We start from the raw sequence: 18365 nt of genomic DNA, 5'->3' as shown, positions 1-18365 counted from the left end.
TTTGGAAAAACAAAATATTTTAATAACGGGCGCTAGTAGAGGGATTGGCAAGGCTATAGCCGACGAATTAACTAGCGTTGGATTTAATTGTATAACCCCAAGCTCAAAGGAACTAAATTTAAATGATAAAAATAGCGTAGTGCGTTATATAGCTAAAAATTCCGATTTAGACATATACGGTTTGGTTAATTGCGCAGGGATAAACATACTGGCATCTTTAGATGAGATTGATGATGAAAAATTTGATGATATGATAAACGTTAACTTAAGGTCTGTTATATCGTTGGCAAAATTTGCCTCTGTGTCTATGAGGCGCAATGAAGGCGGAAAGATCGTAAATATCAGCTCCATTTGGGGGGTGAGATCAAAGGCCCGCAGGACTCTTTATTCAATCACCAAATTCGGTATAAATGGAATTACGAAAGCGCTTGCTAGAGAACTTGGAGAATTTAATATCTTAGTAAATTCCGTAGCCCCGGGGTATGTCGATACGGATCTAACGAGGCAAAATGTTCCACTTGCCGAACAAGTCAAAATCAAACAAGAAATTCCGCTCGGTAGATTTGCGCAGACTTCCGAGATAGCAAAACTGGTAGCATTCTTGATCGGCAAGGAAAACTCCTATATAAGCGGACAAGTGATAGTAATAGACGGAGGATTTTTGGCATGAGCTTAAAGATCGAATCAAATATCAGAGACTATGATGTCTATTTTGAAGGGGTATGGGAATTTTTAGATGAATTAGCTAGAGGGCAAAATTTTACTTTAGTAATAGATAAGAATGTTTTTAAAATTTATGAGGCTAAATTTAAATCTTTTGATTCAAAGGATATTTTTATTTTTGACGCGATCGAAGAAAACAAAACCTATAAATCTGTTTGTGAAATTTATGATTTTTTAATTGGCAAGGCCGCCAAGAGGAATTTGACATTTGTATCCATAGGCGGCGGTATAACGCAGGACGTAAGTGGATTTGTCGCGTCTACGTTGTATAGGGGGTTGAAGTGGATTTTTATACCGACTACTTTTTTAGCGATAACAGATAGTTGTATCGGTAGTAAAACCTCATTAAATTATGGTAGTTACAAAAATTTGATAGGCACATTCTATCCGCCACAAAAAATTTATATTAATACCGATTTTTTAGATACTTTGACTGAGCTGGATTTTTATAGTGGACTTGGTGAGTGTATAAAATTTCAATTAATGCAGGAAGTTTATCCAAAAAATTTTGATCTTATCTCAGAGACAATAAGAAATTTAGCTACTAAAAAAGAATGTCGTGTCTCTGTTATAAAGGAAAATATGAAAATAAAACTTGGTTATATGTTGGGGGACGAATTCGATCTTGGCAGAAGAAATATGCTGAATTATGGCCATTGTTTTGGCCATGCGCTTGAGACTTCATCGAAATATTTCGTTCCGCACGGTATTGCTGTAACGATAGGTGTTATTTTTGCTAACGCTATAGCTTTAATGCGAAAGTTGATTAATAGCAATCTATTTGATTACATAAATAAAAATATCTTATTGCCGTACATTCCTTTAAAATTGTGCGAGGCACATATGGATGCGAAAATTTTACTACAAGCTATGAAAAACGATAAAAAACGGATAGGTGATTTTCTAACCGTGATAATTCCAGATAGCGAGTTTAAGATGACGAAAGTTGCAGACGTAACGGATGAAGAATTTTTTACGGCGCTTAATATGACAAAGTCTATTTTGATAAAGGAGTAGTTATGAATACTTTAGAGTACGAGATGATCGAAATTTTAAAAAGGCTCAAGAATGATTATGGCGTTTTTGAAATTAAGGCGGAATATGAAAATGAAGGTAGTAGGCAGGAGGAACTTTGTAGACTAAAAGATATTACTTCTAAAGTTGGGCTTCCTATTATTATGAAAATCGGAGGCGTCGAAGCGGTAACCGATATATATAACGCTATTACTCTAGGTGTAAATGGTATCATAGCGCCGATGGCAGAAACAAAATTTGCCGTTAGTAAATTTTTGGGAGCTATAAACACTTTTGTTGCTGAGGATAATCGCAATGACATAGAATTTGCGATTAATGTAGAAACTATAACCTGCTATGATAATTTTGATGATATTCTATCCTTGCCTAATATAAATACTCTTTCTGGCGTAACAATCGGAAGAGTCGATTTTACAAGTTCGATGGGTAAAGATAGAAGCTTTGCAGATAGCGATGAAATGCTAAAACATTGTGAAAATATTTTTACTAAAGCGAGAGCTAAGGGATTAAAATGCGGTTTAGGTGGAGCCATATCCGCGAAGTCATGCGATTTTATTAAATATCTCATTTCCAAAGGACTACTTGATAAATACGAAACGCGAAAGATCGTATATTGCAAAGATGCTGTAAACAATATGGAAGCCGGAATTTTAGCTGGCGTTGAATTTGAATTAGCTTGGCTTAAGAGCAAGCGTAGGTATTATCACAGAATCAAGTCCGAGGATGAGAAAAGAATCGAAATGCTTGAAAAAAGGCTAAGCGCTAGATGAATCTTTTCATCACGGGCGGTGGCGGTTTTATTGGATCGCATCTAAAAAAGCGTCTTGCACTAAATGGTAATTTTAATGTTTTCGCTCCAAAAAGTAGCGAGTTAAATTTGACTGACGAAATCGCAGTTGACGATTTTGTCCGTGCGCATAAAATCGATACTATCGTTCATCTAGCTAATCGCGGCGGCGGTCGCGATACGCTGGATATGATAAATGTGACCGAATATAATTTGCGGATTTTTTTCAATATTGCTAAGCAAAAAAATAAGGTTGCAAAGATTATATCGTTTGGAAGCGGTGCAGAGTACGGCAAGCACAAGCCGATAATAAATGCTCGCGAGGATGATTATAAAGAGGCGCTTCCGCTTGATGAATACGGTTTTTACAAAGCTATCACGTCGCATTACATTGAGGATTGCGCGGATAATATTATCCAGCTTCGTTTATTTGGAATTTACGGCGAGATGGAGAATTACCGCTATAAATTTATCACAAATGCCGTAGTAAAAAACCTACTGCACCTACCCATCACGATAAATCAAAACGTATTTTTTGATTATATGTATGTTGAGGATCTACTAAACGTAGTGGAATTTTATATAGAAAATGATGCACGACATAAAATTTACAATGCAAGCAGCGGTACGAAAATCGATCTGCTTAGCCTGGCTGCGCTGGTAAATGAGGCGAGCGATTTTAAATCCGAGATAAGCGTGCTAAATGAAGGGCTAAATAACGAATACACTTCCGACAATAGCCTATTAAAATCCGAAATGAAAGATAAATTCAAGCTTACGCCGCATTCGGAAGCGATCGGTAAAATTCACAGATATTTTAAACAAAATTTTGCTAGCTTAGACTTAGATACCATAAAAAAAGATCCATATTTGGGAAAAATCAATGAAATTTGGAAAGGCAAAAAATGACCCCGCAAGAATTAAAAGCTGAAATTTTAGAAAAGACGAAAGAGTATTATAGGCTGGTTCATGAGCCGGTGCAGAGAGCTAAATTTGAGCCTGGCAAAAGTCGCGTAAATTACGCAGGCAGAGTCTTTGATGAGCACGAAATAGTAAATTTAGTAGATAGTTCACTTGATTTTTGGCTCACATATGGCGCATATTCTAAAAAATTTGAAAAAGAATTTGCCAAAATGCTTGGCGTAAAATGGGCATTTTTGGTAAATAGCGGAAGCAGCGCAAATCTACTTGCATTTTTTGCACTTACCTCGCCACTTCTAAAAGAGCGCCGCATAAAAAAGGGCGACGAAGTCATAACAGTAGCGGCAGGCTTTCCTACGACGGTTGCGCCTATCGTGCAATATGGTGCCGTTCCCGTTTTTGTCGATATGGAGCTTGAATATTTTAATATAGACCATACGAAACTTGAACTTGCGCTTAGTCAAAAAACAAAAGCCGTCATGGTAGCTCATACCCTGGGAAATCCTTTTAATATAAAAGCCGTGAAGGAATTTTGTGATAAGCATGATTTGTGGCTTATCGAGGATAACTGCGACGCGCTGGGTTCTCTGTATGACGGTAAGCCTACCGGCACATGGGGGGATATAGGCACAAGCAGCTTCTACCCGCCTCATCATATGACGATGGGTGAGGGCGGCGCCACATACACAAACAATCCGCTGCTTAAAAAAATTATGCTAAGTATGCGTGATTGGGGACGCGATTGCTGGTGTGAGAGCGGCGTAGATAATACCTGTGGCAGGCGCTTTTCGCAAAAATTTGGTGAGCTACCGCTCGGGTACGATCATAAATACGTTTATTCGCACTTCGGATTTAATTTAAAAGCCTCCGATATGCAAGCTGCCGTAGGTTGTGCGCAGATAGAGAAATTCCCTAGCTTCGTGCAGCGCCGTAGGCAAAATTTTAAAAAGCTTTATGACGGGCTGAAAGCTATAAGGGAGCTTATTTTAGTTAAAGCTCAGCCGCATTCCGAGCCTAGTTGGTTCGGCTTTATGATGACGGTTGCGGACGGGGCAAAATTTAGTAGAAATGAGCTTAGCGAGCATCTAGAGAAGGCGGGTGTGCAAACAAGAAATTTATTTGCGGGCAATATGATCAAGCATCCGCTATTTGCAGAGCTAAAACTCGGAGTAGATTATAAAATTTCAGGCGAGTTAAAAAATACCGATAAGATAATGAATGATAGCTTCTGGGTCGGTGTATATCCCGGAATGAGCGACGAGAAGATAGAATACATCATAAAAGTAATTAAAGAATTTATATCAGCAAAAAGCTAAAATATAATTCAATTCAGTAGTAGAATTTAGAAAGAGAAAATATATGTCAAATAAAGCCGTCTTAAAACTATCTTTGTTATTTTGCATTGCTATATGTTTGATTTACAAAATAGGAAAAAAGATTTTTATTGCTTACGTTGATCCTACTGAAGATAAATACAATTATTTTAAATGGGTTTACTATTTTATGAATCACGAAAAGATATTTATATTTAATTTTTATCTATTTTATATCTTTATTATCTCTGCTTTTTTTTCCTTAGTTCTATGGTATAAAATTTATAAAGATAACGTCGATGAATAGCGTCTTGCTTAAAATAAAAGATTTTAATTTTTATCCTTATGCTAAATTAGCCATAGCGGTTTTAATCATTATACAAATTTCATTTTACTTTTATGGTATTTTTTCGGATTTTAAGCTTGCAAACGAATTTAGATATATAGATGAGCAGACGATATTGGATGGTAATAAAATAGTTTCAAATGATCAATATATTACAGAAAACCTGTGCTTTGACCCCAATAATATAAATTATAAATTCAATTCATACGACAATGTCTTTTTATCTGGTAAAAATGGATTTAGTTTTCATAATAACCCAAGGTTTTTGATTTTTGATCCTTATTATAGGCATATTAGCGCAGATACTTTTAAAAAATTTAAAACCCATATAAAAAATATAGGCTATAATAAAGACTTTAATCTTACTTATTATGTAGCTAGAGAGACAAATAGCACAAATAGATACGGTTTAGATGTATTTTCGAATTCTTATCCTATGTTCGGCGCAGATACTCTAAGTAAGCTTAAAGAAAAAACCGACTTTATAGCATATAATATTTTTGAACAAAATATACAGATTCTTAGTAGGTATTATTGGGAAGAAACCCCATTTATGTTAAATCCTATAAATGAGCTAGATCTAGATAGAGATAAATCGGAAATTTTTTCTCAATATGGATTTTTAAGTCTATATCCTATTAAATTTATAATGGAACAGCTTGGAGGCATAAGCGTTAATAATTTTGAAAAGACGAAAAATATAGTATGTATGATCTATTATGTCATAGCGGTTGGTTTTGTATTTCTATTTTTTAAAAATGACTTGATAAGGCTTATTTTTATTTTATTGTTAGGCATTAAATTTTTTTCGGTTACATACTATTCCTATCATTACGCACCTACGTTTTTCGATACAAGACATTTTTTTGACTTAATTATAGTTCTATTTTTATTTTATGCTACGAAATTTCAGAATTTAAGTGCTATATTTAAAACAATATGTATATTTCTAGCGTTGCTTTCAATTTTTATGGCTAATGATTTTGGGCTCTATATTTTTATAGCACTTTTAGGTGCACTTATTGTAGAATATGGAATAATTGCTGTAAAAAATAGAAAACTCGTAAATGCCGAAAAAATATTTTTTATACTCATTTATACCATTTTAGGGGCAATAATATATATAAAATATCCATTTATGAAAAATCCATCAATAAAATACTTTTTAGATGGTTTTTATTCTTTTAATATTCCTGCTGCTTTATTGCTCGCGGTATTGTCGGTAATATTTATTCAATGGTTGTTATTTATATTTTTTTATAAGAAATTGCAAGATAGTAAATATTTATTAAGCTATTCATTTTTGCTATTTTATACAGGATTTTTTTATACTTATACAGTTTGGAGAGTGGACTTGTCTACTGTTAATTTTTTCATTGCTGCCCTTCCTTTTATTATAATTTTGAATTTATTTCCGGATAGGGCTAGAAAGGTGATCTCTATATTATGCATATTTATATGCATAATAATATATGCTAAATTTTCAATGTCTTATATTAAGGAAATTTTCAATTATGAAAAGATATTTGAAACGCATAAAATCTATAAATGGAACCATGAAAGAGCCGGAGGGATAATTACTACATATCCTTTTGATAAATTTCAAAGCTCTATTAATCTTATAAATAAGTATTCGCCCGATACCAAAGAGATATATATGATATCAAAATATGATAATATATTGCAGTTTTTTAGCAAAAAGTATAGTGGACTAAAGTATTTCGAGTTGCGTTCCTTTTTAGTATCAGATATAGAGTATAATGAAGTCTTAAATTTGATAAAAAATAAAGCCGATATTTTATATGTAGATGCCGATATAGACAGAGACTACAAGGCAGAAATGCGAGAAAGGCGATTTTTTGACCTATATGATGAATATTGGTATAATGAAAATGTTAAACAGAGAATACCGAAACTAGAGACCTTGAGTAAATTATTTAATGAAGTTAAAGAAAATTATGAACTTATTGATAGCGGAGGACTTCTTAATGTATATAAGAAAAAATAATTTATTTATAGTACTATTATTTTGTCTAGTAACAGCTCGATATAGGTTTAAATTTATTTATAGGGTTATGCTTTTGTCTATTTTTTGGGCTTTGGTCATATGTATTTATAGAAAAGCCAGTATCTTTATATAAGAAAGATATCAATGACAATTAAACGCCAGCTATTCTCTTTTCTTTTAGTAGGCATCCTAAATACCGTCTTTGGATATGGGCTTTTTGCCCTTTTTATCTATCTGGGTCTATATTATCCCCTTGCCGTGTTGCTTTCTACGATACTTGGCGTATTGTTTAACTTTAAAACCATAGGCGGACTGGTATTCGGCAGCAACGATAATAAACTTATTTTTAAATTTATTTTAGTGTATGTTATAATATATCTTTTAAACATATTCTTTTTATGGCTTTTTAAGCGGCTTGGATTTGAAAATATGTATCTAAACGGCTTTGTGCTTTTGATCCCGCTGGCTGCGGTATCATTTTTGTTAAATAAATTTTTCGTCTTTAGGAGATGATATGAAAAAGATCAGTATAGTTACCGCCTGCTTTAACGAGGAGGAGAATGTAGAGGAGGTATATTCGCGCGTAAAAAAGGTTATGAGCGGATTTCCCAAATATGCCTACGAGCACATATTTATCGATAACGCCTCGACTGATAAGACGGTTGAAATTTTAAAACGCCTTGCAAAGGATGATAAAAATTTAAAAATCATCGTAAATTCTAGAAATTTCGGTCATATAAAATCTCCTACCTATGCGCTTTTGGGCGCAGACGGAGATGCGGTGATCTCTATCGTAGCCGATCTGCAAGATCCGCCCGAGATGATCGCACAGTTCATAGAAAAATGGCAAGAGGGCAACGACTTGGTTTTGGCGATTAAGCGCGACAGCGAGGAGCGCGGCGTGATGTTTAAAATCAGAGAGTGCTATTATGAGCTCTTATCAAAGCTATCTGAGATCGAAATTTTTAAGAATTTTACCGGCTTTGGACTTTTTGATAAAAAAGTCATCATTGCGCTTAGGCAGATGCATGATCCATATCCGTTTTTTCGCGGAATGCTAGCGGAGGCAGGTTATAGAGTAGCTAAAATTCCTTACGATCAACCAGTGAGAATTAAAGGAGTTACCAAAAATAACTTCTACACGCTTTATGATATGGGGATACTTGGCATAATCTGCAATTCCAAAGTACCGCTTAGGCTTGCAACCTTTATAGGCATTATAACCGGTATTTTAAGCATAATAGTGGGGCTTGTGTATTTCATCCTAAAGCTAATTTATTGGAATGAGATGAATGTGGGTATCGCGCCTCTCATAATACTTTTTTCATTTGTCTCATCGGGAATTTTATTTTTTATCGGTATAATAGGCGAATACATAGGTGCGATATATACTCAAGTATTAAATCGTCCGTTGGTATTTGAAAAGGAAAGAATAAATTTTGGCTGAGGATATTTTTTTAAGCATTGCAGTACCGACTTATAATAGAGCAAAATTCTTAGATAAAAGTCTAAATAGTCTATGCAAAAGCGTGTATAAAAGCGAGCGAAAAGATATTGAAATTTTAATTTTAGATAATGCTTCCAGTGATAAAACTTCGGATATTGCAAAAAAATATATTGATTTCGGACTTGTAAAATATATAAAAAATAGTGAAAATACTGGTCCAGATAATAATTTCAAAAAAGCGATTTCTTTGTCGCGCGGAAAATATATATGGATATTCGGCGATGATGATTTAGTGTTTGATGATACGATTAAATATTTAATGCGGGTACTAGATTCTTCTTCGAAATTCGGTATCATTCATTTAAAGGCACAAAATTTCATAGACAAAATTAAGCCGGTAGAATTTAAAGAATTTAATAATTTTAAAATTTATGATGATAGTAAAGCGGAGTTTATAAAAGAAGCCCATACTAATTTAACTTTTATAACTTCTAATATAGTAAATAAAAGTTTATTTAATAGAATCGATTTAGACGCGATAGCAAATAACAATCTCGTGCAGCTTTATTGGAATATCGCCTGCGCGATTTTGTCTGATAAGCAAGTCGTGGTATTTGATAAAATTTATGCAGCAAGGCAGTTTAATAGTGGAAGATATAATTTTTCAGAAGTATTTGGTGCAAATCTAAATGATACCTTAATCACTATTGAAAAGAATTTTGACGTAGATTTCGTGCTTGAAATTTTTAGAAAAAGGCTTTTAATATATTATTATCCCGCCAATATAATTAGGATACGAAACGGTCTTTCTGCAGTTAGGAACGAAAACTGCTTTCGCAATTTATATAAAATTTATAAGAAATTCCCTTCTTTTTGGATATTTACGGTTAGCGCGATGTGGATACCAAAAAAGCTAGGTCTTTTAATAGTTAAATTTATGCAAAAGACGATTTAGGATGGAATTTGCTATCTAAAATTTCATATATGGCGCTAGCGCAGATATTTTTTGCGTTTGTATCCGCAGTATCGATCTTAGTTCTACCGAAGCTTTTATCTTTAGAAGGCTTTGGATACTATCAATTATTTATATTTTTTGCCAATTATGTAGAATTTTTACATTTTGGACTATCTGATGGTATATATCTAAGATACGGCGGTAGGCGATATGAATTTATTTCTAAAAGAACTCTAAAATCTCAAATTTGTACGATGGAGATTTTATATATTATAGAATGCCTAATTATATTTTTTACGGTTTGTGCGCTTTCGTTCGATAAAAGGTTATTTTTATATATTGCTATTTCGGGCGCTATCACAGTACCAAGATCATTTCTATATAATCTTTTGCAAAGTGTAAATGAGATAAAAAAGTCAATACTCGTTTTGTTTATAGAAAGAATTTTTGTCTTATCATCTATAGCAGCAGTTTATTTCGTGGATTTCGATAAAGCTAAATTTTTAATATTTTCATTTATTTTTGCCAGATTTATATCGCTTGTTTATATTTATTTTTTATGCAGGGATCTTTTTAAAGTAAAAATGGCTTCTTTTACAGATAGCTTATTTTATATATATAAAAATATGCGAATAGGTATAAAATTAACAATCTCTGCGCTTTGCAATATATTTTTGATATTTATTGCAAGATCTATGATTGCATGGAAATTTAGCATCGTCTTATTTGGTAAAATTTCACTTATATTGTCGTTACTAAATTTTGCTCTATTTTTTATCAATGCATTCTCGGCGATCTTATTCCCGATATTACGAACTAAAAAAACTTGCGAACAAAACGAAATTTTTAAAATTTTAGATGATGGACTATCAATCATATTTGTATTTTTATTTCTATTTGCATATCCTGTAGAAATTCTACTGAGCGCTTGGTTACCTAAATATGCGGACGTTTTAAATTATATGCCAATAATTTTTGCGATATTGCTATGCGAAGGTAAGACGCTCCTTCTTACTAATTCATATTTTAAGGCATTACGCAAAGAAGGACAAATGCTTCGTATAAATTTAATTTCTTTGATTATATTTTCAGTATTTATTGGATTTATTGTATATTTTTGCAATGATATATTTATCATAATGTTTTGCCTGTTTTTATCTCTTTTTGCCAAATATATCGCATTGAGTTATGGTCTGAAAAAATTTATAAAAAGTGTAAATTTTTGCAATATTGGTGTAGATTTTTTTTGTGGTGTTTGCTTTATTGCTATATCTCATATATTGCCCGGCGTCTACGCGTTTTGCTTAATAATAGTAAGTTTTATAGTTTTAATTGTATTAAAAAGGAAAACTTTTATCCAATTGCTTAAATTTATAAAAACGATATAAATCTGAAAATATTGCTATGAGTAATAATTATATCAATTTCGATGTAGTATTTTGTATTTTCATAAATTTCGCTAAAATTCAAATTTTTCAAAGAAACTTTATTATATACTTCCCGTTCACTTTAAAAAAAGGACGACCATGCCAAAGATGAAAAGCGTGCGCGGTGCCGTCAAGCGTTTTAAAGCGGGCAAAAACAAGATCAAAAGAGGCTCGGCGTTTCGCAGCCATATTTTGACGAAGATGTCTCAAAAACGCAAGAGGAATTTGCGCGAGGCCCAATACGTCGATTCGACGAACGTATCTGCGGTTAAAAGAATGCTTTGCAAATAGTGCGAAGTTAGTTTTTGACGAAAGTCATTCAAACTCCCCTAAATTTATGGATTTTAGGGCAAGATCCCCAAAGGGACGCCGATTAAGAAAGGATTAATATGGCAAGAGTAAAAACGGGCATCGTTAGACGCTGCCGTCACAACAAGGTGCTAAAGCTTGCGCGCGGATTTTATAGTGCAAGACGCAAACATTTCAGAAAGGCTAAAGAGCAGCTAGAAAGAAGCCTCGTTTACGCCTTCCGTGACAGACGCGCGAAAAAACGCGATTTCCGCAGACTTTGGATAGTGCGCATCAATGCAGCTTGCAGGCTAAACGACATCAGCTATTCTAAATTTATAAACGGACTTAGAAAAGCGGGCATCGAGCTTGATAGAAAAATTTTAGCAAATATGGCTATGAACGATGCCGAAGCTTTTGCAACCGTCGCAAAGAAGGCAAAAGCAGCATTAAAATAAGCTTTAAAATTTGGCCGTCTTAAGGCGGTCAAATTTTTAAATTTCGACAAAGCTTTTAATTTTAAAAGCGCGTCTACAAATTTGTCGAAATTTAAGAATTTGGATAATTTTATTTGAGGCGGTGCAGAATGCTAAAGTCTTTGAAAAAAATCGTATCTCTTGCGCTTATCGGTGCAGCAGGGTTTGGCTATGCGAGCGAGCAGAATTCCTGGGGCTATGCAAACGCGCAAAAATCTCCTTCTAACAACACTTCCCGTTCTGATGTAATGAGCGCTGCGGATAGCTTGGGCGCGAAATTAAGCAGGCGCGACGCGGCTAGCGATAGCTCCGCGAGCGACGAGTATGAAAACTCATTTCGTATCAAGCTTGAGTACGCAAGGGGCTTTGCCAAAAAGGGCTCATATTCGGGCAGGCTTAATAATCAGCGCGTTATGATGCCTGCATTTCGCTGGACGGGCAATAGCGGCGTAAATGCCGAGTTTTGGAACGGCATTACCAATATAGGCGGCGCGCTGGTTCCTTATGTAGCTTTCGGCTCTTACGAGGCGGCGACGCCGGGCAATCAAGCTACGCAATATCTGGTCAGAAGGGACGAAGATGCCGTTCAGATGAAGCGAAATATCGCGGCGGGCATAGCAAATTTAGGCTATACCTATACCAAAAATTCTACTAGAAATCTAAATTTAGTCTATGCCGATATCGATAATTTCGTAAATTTCTACGGCAGAGAAAATATCGCAGGATACTTCATCGACGAAGTTAATACCGAAAACAATCCCGCAACTATCTCTTATATGCAGAGTATCTACAATTATATCAAGACTAAATATCCGGGAATGCTAGTTTTAGCAAATAACGGCTGGGGCGTGCGCGACGCCATAGCCCCTTATGCGGACGTTTGGATGCTGCAAGAGGTGAGCGCGGATGAGTATATAAACCACTATCGTCCTAGAACCTCGGAATTTGAAAAAGATCCCGCAAACTCCTCTAAAATTTTGCACGTGATATACAACGCAAGACCCGATCAATACGACGAGATCATAAGATTATCTCGCGAGCGCAATGCGGCGAATTTATTCATCACTTCCGATACGAACCGCTATCCTGGCGGATACGACGATCTGCCGAGCTATTTTGAGGCGCTGATGCTAGCGATCAATAACTTCACGCCTAAAAACGGCAGCCTGTTTTCGCAGGTCGCAAGAGGCGGTAACCGGGTAGGCATCGAGATGCCGCGCTCGAAGGTCGATCTGGATCTTACCAAGCTTGCAAGAAATTCCGCTTATAAAAATTTAACCGACACCGACGGGCAGGAGTTTAACGTAAATGTAAGCGCGATTGGAAACTACGGCGGGGATTACAAAGACCGCTCGGGCGGCGTCAAATACGATCACAAGAGCGACGGAATTTTACTCGGAGCCTCCAAGAGAGTGGATGATCTTACGCTGGGCGTGATCTTTGGGTACCAAAAATCGGACGCTTGGTATGAGGGTAAATTCGACGGCGTGAAAGAAAACATCAAATCCTACGAGCTCGGTCTGGCGGGCAGATACGATTTTAGCGAGAACGTGGATCTGGCGGTAGGCTTAACCTATTCGACGAACGATCATAAATTTGAAACCAACAATGGATTCGGCGCTATCCACGGCGCGAAATACAAGTCGCAAATTTGGGATTTCAGCACGAGAGCCGGGTATAAATTCTTATTTGAAAACGGCTATATTAAGCCATATTTGGGACTTGGAGCGATTAGAGTGGGCGAGGATGCGATCTCCAGGCTTAGATTTAGCTCCGCTTCAAAAACCGCGCCAAACGGCACCGCGGGAATTTACGCGATCAAAGCTTTCGGCGATCTGCAGATATTCGCAAATGCGGAGTACGAGCATCGATTTAGCGGCGATTCGTATCACGCGAGCAGAAAGTATTCGGACAGATACGACGTGGAGGGGCTTGATTATTCTAACGGCGTGTTTAACGGCGCGATCGGACTGAAATATAAGATCCTTCAAAGCGTCGGGCTTAGCGCATCGTACGAGCTAAGCGAGAGCAAAAATAGCCTGGCAAGAGCCGCTTTCGACGTGGAATTTTGATTTTAATCGGACGTAGCCCAAGATAGGTAGCCTGAAGCACGACTGTAAATTCCTCTTTGCCGCAAAGCGAGAATTTTATAAAATTTGCGGCTAAATTTTACCCGGGCTTTGCCGCGAAATTTTAAAATTTCGGCCGTGGATTTGCTTGCATATTTTCTCGCTTTTAAATTTCATACACTATCGCTTTTATGCTACTTTCAATATAAGGAACAATGCAGAATTTTGCTGGAATTTTGCACGTGTAAAATTTCATAAAATCCGGATTAATTAAAATCGCTAAGACTAAGACGATGGGGTAGAATTTTGCGGATCGCTCCGCAAAATTTAAGAGAGATTATTTTAGCTTGTCTAGTTCGATGATGTAGGGCACCGAGTTTACTCCCGCACCGAAGTATTTGGCAGCTAGGGCTTTTGCAGCGTTTAGCTCAGCAGCGCTTACGTCTTTGGCGCCTGCTTTGTTATCTTCAGCGTAGTATTTTCTAAAAACCGCTATCTTTTGCTCGTCGGTTTTAGCATTTTTGATCTCTTTGTAGATGAGCGCGGATTTTGCGTGGCCGTCGTCGCCGTGAACGGAGGTCATGATTATATCGACATTGTTATTTTTTAACGTTTCCTCGATCCTTGCCATCTCTTTGCGGCAGAATGGACACAAGGCGTCCGTCAGCATCAAAATCGTAGGCTTTTTAGGATCGTTTCCTAGCTTGATGATATTGTCTTTGCTCTCTGCTTTGAAGACCTTACTTAGCTGTCCTGCGATGCGGTCTTGTTTGATCTGCTCCTTATAGACTACGCGTTTTTTAGGATCGATGATATCGGTAAAGATCAGATCGCCTTGGGTGAAGATGATCTCCTCTTGCGACATATTGCCTTGAGAAATCTTTAAAACGACCGCCTCGACGCCTTTTGGCTCGCTAAGTGGGATGCGCTCGGCGACCTTTATTTCGATGCCTTGAGGCGTGCCGCCGTAGATGGATAGAATTTCGCTGTCGCTTAAAGCCGCGTTTAGGCTCGCTGCGAGCGCAACTGAAGTTAAAATAGCTTTTTTCATTTTTTTCCTTTGCAAAAAATTCCGCGCATTGTAGTGCAAAATTTTAAATTTTTACTTTTTCAAATAGCGTTTATTGTCGATCGTCACGATATTTCCCATTTTATCTAGGTATTCGAGGTAGCAGATGACGAATTTTCTGCTAAGCCCAAGCTCCTCTTTGGCGTTCGTGACGTTTACGAAGCCCTCTTTTTCGATGATCGCGTAAAGGCGCTTGATCGCTAGGGCTAAATTTTCGGCTTCGACGAAGAGATTGTGCGCGAGACGGACGACCTTTTTGGCGTAGGTCAGCTTCTTTAGCGCGTCATCGCCGCTACTGCGGTCGATCTCCAGCTCGTCGTAAATGTTATACGGCGCGAGAGGCGCGATGCCGCCCTTTTTGATGAGATCAAAAATTTTACTCTCCAGGCTCTGTTTGAGCGCGTCAAAATCCACTCCCGATTTTACGTAAACTCCGCCCTTTTTAGAGACGATGCCGCCCCGTTCAAGCTCGCTAAGCGCGCGCGCGGCGAGCTCTTCGCTAGCCCACGAGAGCTTTAGAGCGATCGAGGCGGGCGAAAAGATCGCGTAGTCGTTTTTTGAGACGATAAATTTTATAAGGCTTTTTACGTCCTCGATCGCGCTTAGATCGTAAACGCATAAATTTGCTTCGTCAAAATACGTCCCCTCTAAGCCGCGCGCGATCTTTACCGCTTCGTCGTATTCCATCCCGAAGCGCTGATATGCCGAAAATAGCCCGAATCCATGCTTGTGAAAGAGGCTTAAAATTTTAAACGCTTCGGTGAAATTTCGCTTCAAAAGTGCGGTGAGAAGCACGGCTTTGCTCTGCTTTTTTAGCGGCTCGACTACGGCGTTTAGCACGCGCCCGCCGCCGATTACGCGCGAGTTTGCTAGGCAGACGAAGGGCTCGTCAAATTTCAAAAACATCGTTTTGTCAAATTTAAAGCTCACGAGCTTCTCGCCGCTAGGAAGTTCTTTTAAAATGAGCGCTTTTGCCGCGCTTTGCTTACTTCCGACGCAAAACAGCACGTCTTGATTATGCGAAATTTCGCCGCTAAAGGTGCAGTCCGCTTCATTAAAGCCGCGGAAAAACCCCTTTTTGCTTAGGATTTGCCCCTTTTCAAGCTCGCTCGTCTTGGCGTCCAAGCTCAGCGCGACGCGGTTTGGAGCCTGCGCCAGCGGCGTGTCCTCGTCGTGGATCTGCACGCTTTTGACATTAAAAATTTTACCCAGATCGCAGTTATAAAGCTTCTCGCCCTTTGAAATCGCGCCGTTAATGAGGCTGCCCGTTACGATGGTGCCAAGCCCCTTAAGCGAAAAAACTCGGTCGATGTAGTAGTGCACCACGCCGCCTCCTTGACGCTGCGCAGGCTTGATATTAAAGAGATAGTTTTTCAGCTCGGCGATGCTTGCGGGATCTTTGATACTGATAAAAAAGGTGTTTAAAATTTGCAAATTTTTAAATTTGCAGATGTATTCCCTGCACTGTGCCGCGACCTCGGATCTGCGCGCGTCGTCAGCAAGATCGCACTTGCTGATACACAAGATCACGCTTTTTACCCCAAGCAGCGATAAAATTTGAATATGCTCTTTGCTTTGCGGCATCAGCCCGTCGTCCGCGGCGACTACTAGCATCGCAGCGTCGAAGGCATACGCGCCGCTAATCATCGTCTTTACTAGGTTTTCGTGCCCCGGCACGTCGATAAATGCGACGTTAGTGCTCCCAGAGCGCAGATGCGAAAAGCTAAGATCGATCGTGATACCACGCTGCTTTTCGCTCGGCATTCGGTCCCCCTCAAAGCCGTTTAGCGCCTTGATTAACGCGGTCTTTCCGTGATCGATATGGCCTGCGGTGCCGATGATTACGCTATTCATAAATTTCTCCGATCTTTTTTATTAAATCTTGCAAGTCGCTTTTTAAAATCGATCTGAAATCGAGCAAAAATTTATCATCCTCGATCCGCCCGATTATACCCGCAGCGCGAAATTTTGCCTGCGTGCTCTGCGGGTCGGCGCCGTCAAGTATCGCAAGCGCGACGCTAGGATAGGAGGCGCTCGGCATCGTGCCGCCGCCTACGAAGGTGGTTGTCGGCACGATCTGCGATTTTACGCCGATGCGCGATCGCACTAGCTCCGCTCGCTCACGCAGTTTGTCCAGGCTTAGATGGATCTGATCTATCGTCGTGATGAGGTGAAATTCTTTATTTATATACGCCTTGATCGTCTCGGCAAGCAGGCTCAGCGTAATCTTGTCCACGCGCAGCATTCGCAGTAGCTGGTTTTTACGCAGGCGCGCGATGAGCTCGCGATCTCCTAGGATGATGCCGCACTGCACGGAGCCGAAGAGCTTGTCGCCGCTAAAGCTAAGCAGCCGCACGCCGCTTTTTAAAAGCTCAAAAATAGAGGGCTCGCTTTTGCCTAGCCCAAATCCCAGCTCGCTCGCGTAGCCGCTTCCAAGATCGTAGTAATCGATGATCTCGTTAAAGCTTTCCGCTTTTTTCATGCTAAATTTTGTAGGAGCAATTTTAGAAGCTTTAGCGGGAATTTCGCTCTCTCCCTCTTCATGAAAGCACTCGCTCCTTTTGGACGGCTCGCCGCTATTTAAATTTAGAGCATTCGCAGAACTATCCGCTAAGTTTAAACTATTCGGCGCGGAATTTAAAATTTCGCCCGTCGTATCCGACGAGCCGCCGCAAAGATCCGCTAAATTTTTAAAGCTTGCCGCTCTAAGCGCTAAAAATTCCTTCTTTGCCTGCGAGGCACGGCGTGCCAAAGCTGCAACTTCCGCAGCGCTTACGCTAGAGCTGAAGCCTGAAATTTTAAAATTTGAGCGGTGCACCTTCATCAAGATCGCCGTATTTTCATTGATCGCTTCTTCGTAATCGTCCAGCTTGGTTTTGTTCGTAGTGCCGATCTCTACGAGCTTTGCGCCCGAGTTTGACATCACTTCGCTTACTCGAAAGCTTCCGCCGATCTCGACTAGCTCGCCGCGGCTTACCACGACTTCGCGTCCGCGCGCGAAGGTATTTAGCACCAAAAATACCGCCGCAGCGTTGTTGTTGACCACGAGTGCGTCCTGCGCGCCGAAGAGCTCGCTGCACAAAAGCGCTATGTAGTCGTATCTGTTGCCGCGCGCGCCCTCGGATAAGTCGTATTCTAAATTTGAATACGAGGTGATGATCTTTTGCGCGCGGGCTAAAATTTCGGCGCTGATGACGCTGCGGCCGAGGTTTGTGTGCAGCACGACGCCGGTTGCGTTGATGAGCGGCTTAAGGCTTAGATTTTGAAATTTTTCGTAGCGCGATTTGATGCGCGCGATGATCTCGCTTTCGTTTGCGACCGCGCCTCCTTGCAGCGCCTTCCTACGTGCTTCTTCGATGAGCTCTTGCGCGATTTTGATGATTTGCGGGCGGAGGCAGTTTTGAAACTCCTGCGCGTTTGCGATTTTATCGATTTTTGGTAGTTTGATTTGTTGCATTGCGACCCCGATGCCTTAAAATTTAGACGATTTTATCATTTAAA

16 protein-coding genes are annotated in these 18365 nt (G+C 38.9%); 13 read left to right on the top strand and 3 right to left on the bottom strand.

Annotation, left to right across the window (positions count from 1 at the left end; all coding sequences use genetic code 11):
- Position 1: 1 nt before the first annotated feature.
- The 13 genes from QZ367_RS09585 to QZ367_RS09525 all read left to right on the top strand — a co-directional run bounded on the left by QZ367_RS09585 (position 2) and on the right by QZ367_RS09525 (position 13798).
- Positions 2-670, top strand: coding sequence for an SDR family oxidoreductase (locus tag QZ367_RS09585; protein WP_291940105.1), 669 nt, complete (start codon positions 2-4; stop codon positions 668-670).
- Positions 667-1740 (top strand): AroB-related putative sugar phosphate phospholyase (cyclizing), encoded by a 1074-nt coding sequence (locus QZ367_RS09580; RefSeq protein ID WP_291940103.1) that lies wholly within the window; start codon positions 667-669, stop codon positions 1738-1740. Before QZ367_RS09585 ends, QZ367_RS09580 begins: the two co-directional genes overlap by 4 nt.
- A 2-nt stretch (positions 1741-1742) precedes the next feature.
- Positions 1743-2528: an aldolase/citrate lyase family protein gene (locus QZ367_RS09575; protein ID WP_291940100.1), complete on the top strand. Its 786-nt coding sequence runs from the start codon at positions 1743-1745 to the stop codon at positions 2526-2528.
- Complete coding sequence (locus QZ367_RS09570) at positions 2525-3454, top strand: NAD(P)-dependent oxidoreductase (protein ID WP_291940099.1); 930 nt, start codon at positions 2525-2527, stop codon at positions 3452-3454. The genes QZ367_RS09575 and QZ367_RS09570 overlap by 4 nt, the downstream gene beginning before the upstream one ends.
- A complete protein-coding gene (gene rfbH, locus QZ367_RS09565; protein WP_291940097.1) occupies positions 3451-4782 on the top strand; it encodes a lipopolysaccharide biosynthesis protein RfbH in 1332 nt (443 codons plus the stop codon). The genes QZ367_RS09570 and rfbH overlap by 4 nt, the downstream gene beginning before the upstream one ends.
- 296 nt (positions 4783-5078) lie before the next feature.
- Positions 5079-7133 (top strand): hypothetical protein, encoded by a 2055-nt coding sequence (locus QZ367_RS09560; RefSeq protein ID WP_291940095.1) that lies wholly within the window; start codon positions 5079-5081, stop codon positions 7131-7133.
- Between the two features lie 144 nt (positions 7134-7277).
- Positions 7278-7646 (top strand): GtrA family protein, encoded by a 369-nt coding sequence (locus QZ367_RS09555; RefSeq protein ID WP_291940093.1) that lies wholly within the window; start codon positions 7278-7280, stop codon positions 7644-7646.
- Between the two features lies 1 nt (position 7647).
- Entirely contained in the window at positions 7648-8580 is a 933-nt protein-coding gene (locus QZ367_RS09550; RefSeq protein WP_291940091.1) for a glycosyltransferase family 2 protein, read from the top strand.
- On the top strand, positions 8573-9535 hold the full coding sequence (locus QZ367_RS09545; protein ID WP_291940089.1) for a glycosyltransferase family 2 protein: 963 nt from the start codon (positions 8573-8575) through the stop codon (positions 9533-9535). Before QZ367_RS09550 ends, QZ367_RS09545 begins: the two co-directional genes overlap by 8 nt.
- Positions 9536-9543: 8 nt before the next feature.
- Entirely contained in the window at positions 9544-10923 is a 1380-nt protein-coding gene (locus QZ367_RS09540; protein ID WP_291940087.1) for a hypothetical protein, read from the top strand.
- 138 nt (positions 10924-11061) lie between these two features.
- The gene (gene rpmI / locus QZ367_RS09535; RefSeq protein WP_291940085.1) at positions 11062-11253 is read left to right on the top strand and encodes a 50S ribosomal protein L35; all 192 of its coding nucleotides are present in this window, start codon (positions 11062-11064) and stop codon (positions 11251-11253) included.
- Between the two features lie 98 nt (positions 11254-11351).
- Positions 11352-11708, top strand: coding sequence for a 50S ribosomal protein L20 (rplT, locus tag QZ367_RS09530; RefSeq protein WP_291940083.1), 357 nt, complete (start codon positions 11352-11354; stop codon positions 11706-11708).
- Positions 11709-11836: 128 nt separating this feature from the next.
- A complete protein-coding gene (locus QZ367_RS09525; RefSeq protein WP_291940081.1) occupies positions 11837-13798 on the top strand; it encodes an autotransporter domain-containing protein in 1962 nt (653 codons plus the stop codon).
- Positions 13799-14132: 334 nt separating this feature from the next.
- Here QZ367_RS09525 and QZ367_RS09520 read toward each other — a convergent pair whose 3' ends face one another.
- From QZ367_RS09520 to selA, 3 genes are read right to left on the bottom strand one after another with little or no spacing between them, the layout of a single operon-like run.
- Positions 14133-14846 (bottom strand): histidine kinase, encoded by a 714-nt coding sequence (locus QZ367_RS09520; protein WP_291940079.1) that lies wholly within the window; start codon positions 14844-14846, stop codon positions 14133-14135.
- A gap of 51 nt (positions 14847-14897) precedes the next feature.
- On the bottom strand, positions 14898-16718 hold the full coding sequence (selB, locus tag QZ367_RS09515; protein WP_291940077.1) for a selenocysteine-specific translation elongation factor: 1821 nt from the start codon (positions 16716-16718) through the stop codon (positions 14898-14900).
- Positions 16711-18321, bottom strand: coding sequence for an L-seryl-tRNA(Sec) selenium transferase (gene selA / locus QZ367_RS09510; RefSeq protein WP_291940075.1), 1611 nt, complete (start codon positions 18319-18321; stop codon positions 16711-16713). Before selA ends, selB begins: the two co-directional genes overlap by 8 nt.
- Between the last annotated feature and the right edge of the window lie 44 nt (positions 18322-18365).

It is taken from the genome of Campylobacter sp. (assembly GCF_019423325.1).
Taxonomy (GTDB): domain Bacteria; phylum Campylobacterota; class Campylobacteria; order Campylobacterales; family Campylobacteraceae; genus Campylobacter_B.
Note: the sequence above shows the minus strand (reverse complement) of the source record. Positions and strands in the feature narration are given on the sequence as shown.

Coding starts and splice junctions, on each gene's coding strand:
- QZ367_RS09580 (WP_291940103.1), top strand. CDS start 667: ATGAGCTTAAAGATCGAATCAAATATCAGAGACTATGATGTCTATTTT.
- QZ367_RS09575 (WP_291940100.1), top strand. CDS start 1,743: ATGAATACTTTAGAGTACGAGATGATCGAAATTTTAAAAAGGCTCAAG.
- QZ367_RS09570 (WP_291940099.1), top strand. CDS start 2,525: ATGAATCTTTTCATCACGGGCGGTGGCGGTTTTATTGGATCGCATCTA.
- rfbH (WP_291940097.1), top strand. CDS start 3,451: ATGACCCCGCAAGAATTAAAAGCTGAAATTTTAGAAAAGACGAAAGAG.
- QZ367_RS09560 (WP_291940095.1), top strand. CDS start 5,079: ATGAATAGCGTCTTGCTTAAAATAAAAGATTTTAATTTTTATCCTTAT.
- QZ367_RS09555 (WP_291940093.1), top strand. CDS start 7,278: ATGACAATTAAACGCCAGCTATTCTCTTTTCTTTTAGTAGGCATCCTA.
- QZ367_RS09550 (WP_291940091.1), top strand. CDS start 7,648: ATGAAAAAGATCAGTATAGTTACCGCCTGCTTTAACGAGGAGGAGAAT.
- rpmI (WP_291940085.1), top strand. CDS start 11,062: ATGCCAAAGATGAAAAGCGTGCGCGGTGCCGTCAAGCGTTTTAAAGCG.
- rplT (WP_291940083.1), top strand. CDS start 11,352: ATGGCAAGAGTAAAAACGGGCATCGTTAGACGCTGCCGTCACAACAAG.
- QZ367_RS09525 (WP_291940081.1), top strand. CDS start 11,837: ATGCTAAAGTCTTTGAAAAAAATCGTATCTCTTGCGCTTATCGGTGCA.
- QZ367_RS09520 (WP_291940079.1), bottom strand. CDS start 14,846: ATGAAAAAAGCTATTTTAACTTCAGTTGCGCTCGCAGCGAGCCTAAAC.
- selB (WP_291940077.1), bottom strand. CDS start 16,718: ATGAATAGCGTAATCATCGGCACCGCAGGCCATATCGATCACGGAAAG.
- selA (WP_291940075.1), bottom strand. CDS start 18,321: ATGCAACAAATCAAACTACCAAAAATCGATAAAATCGCAAACGCGCAG.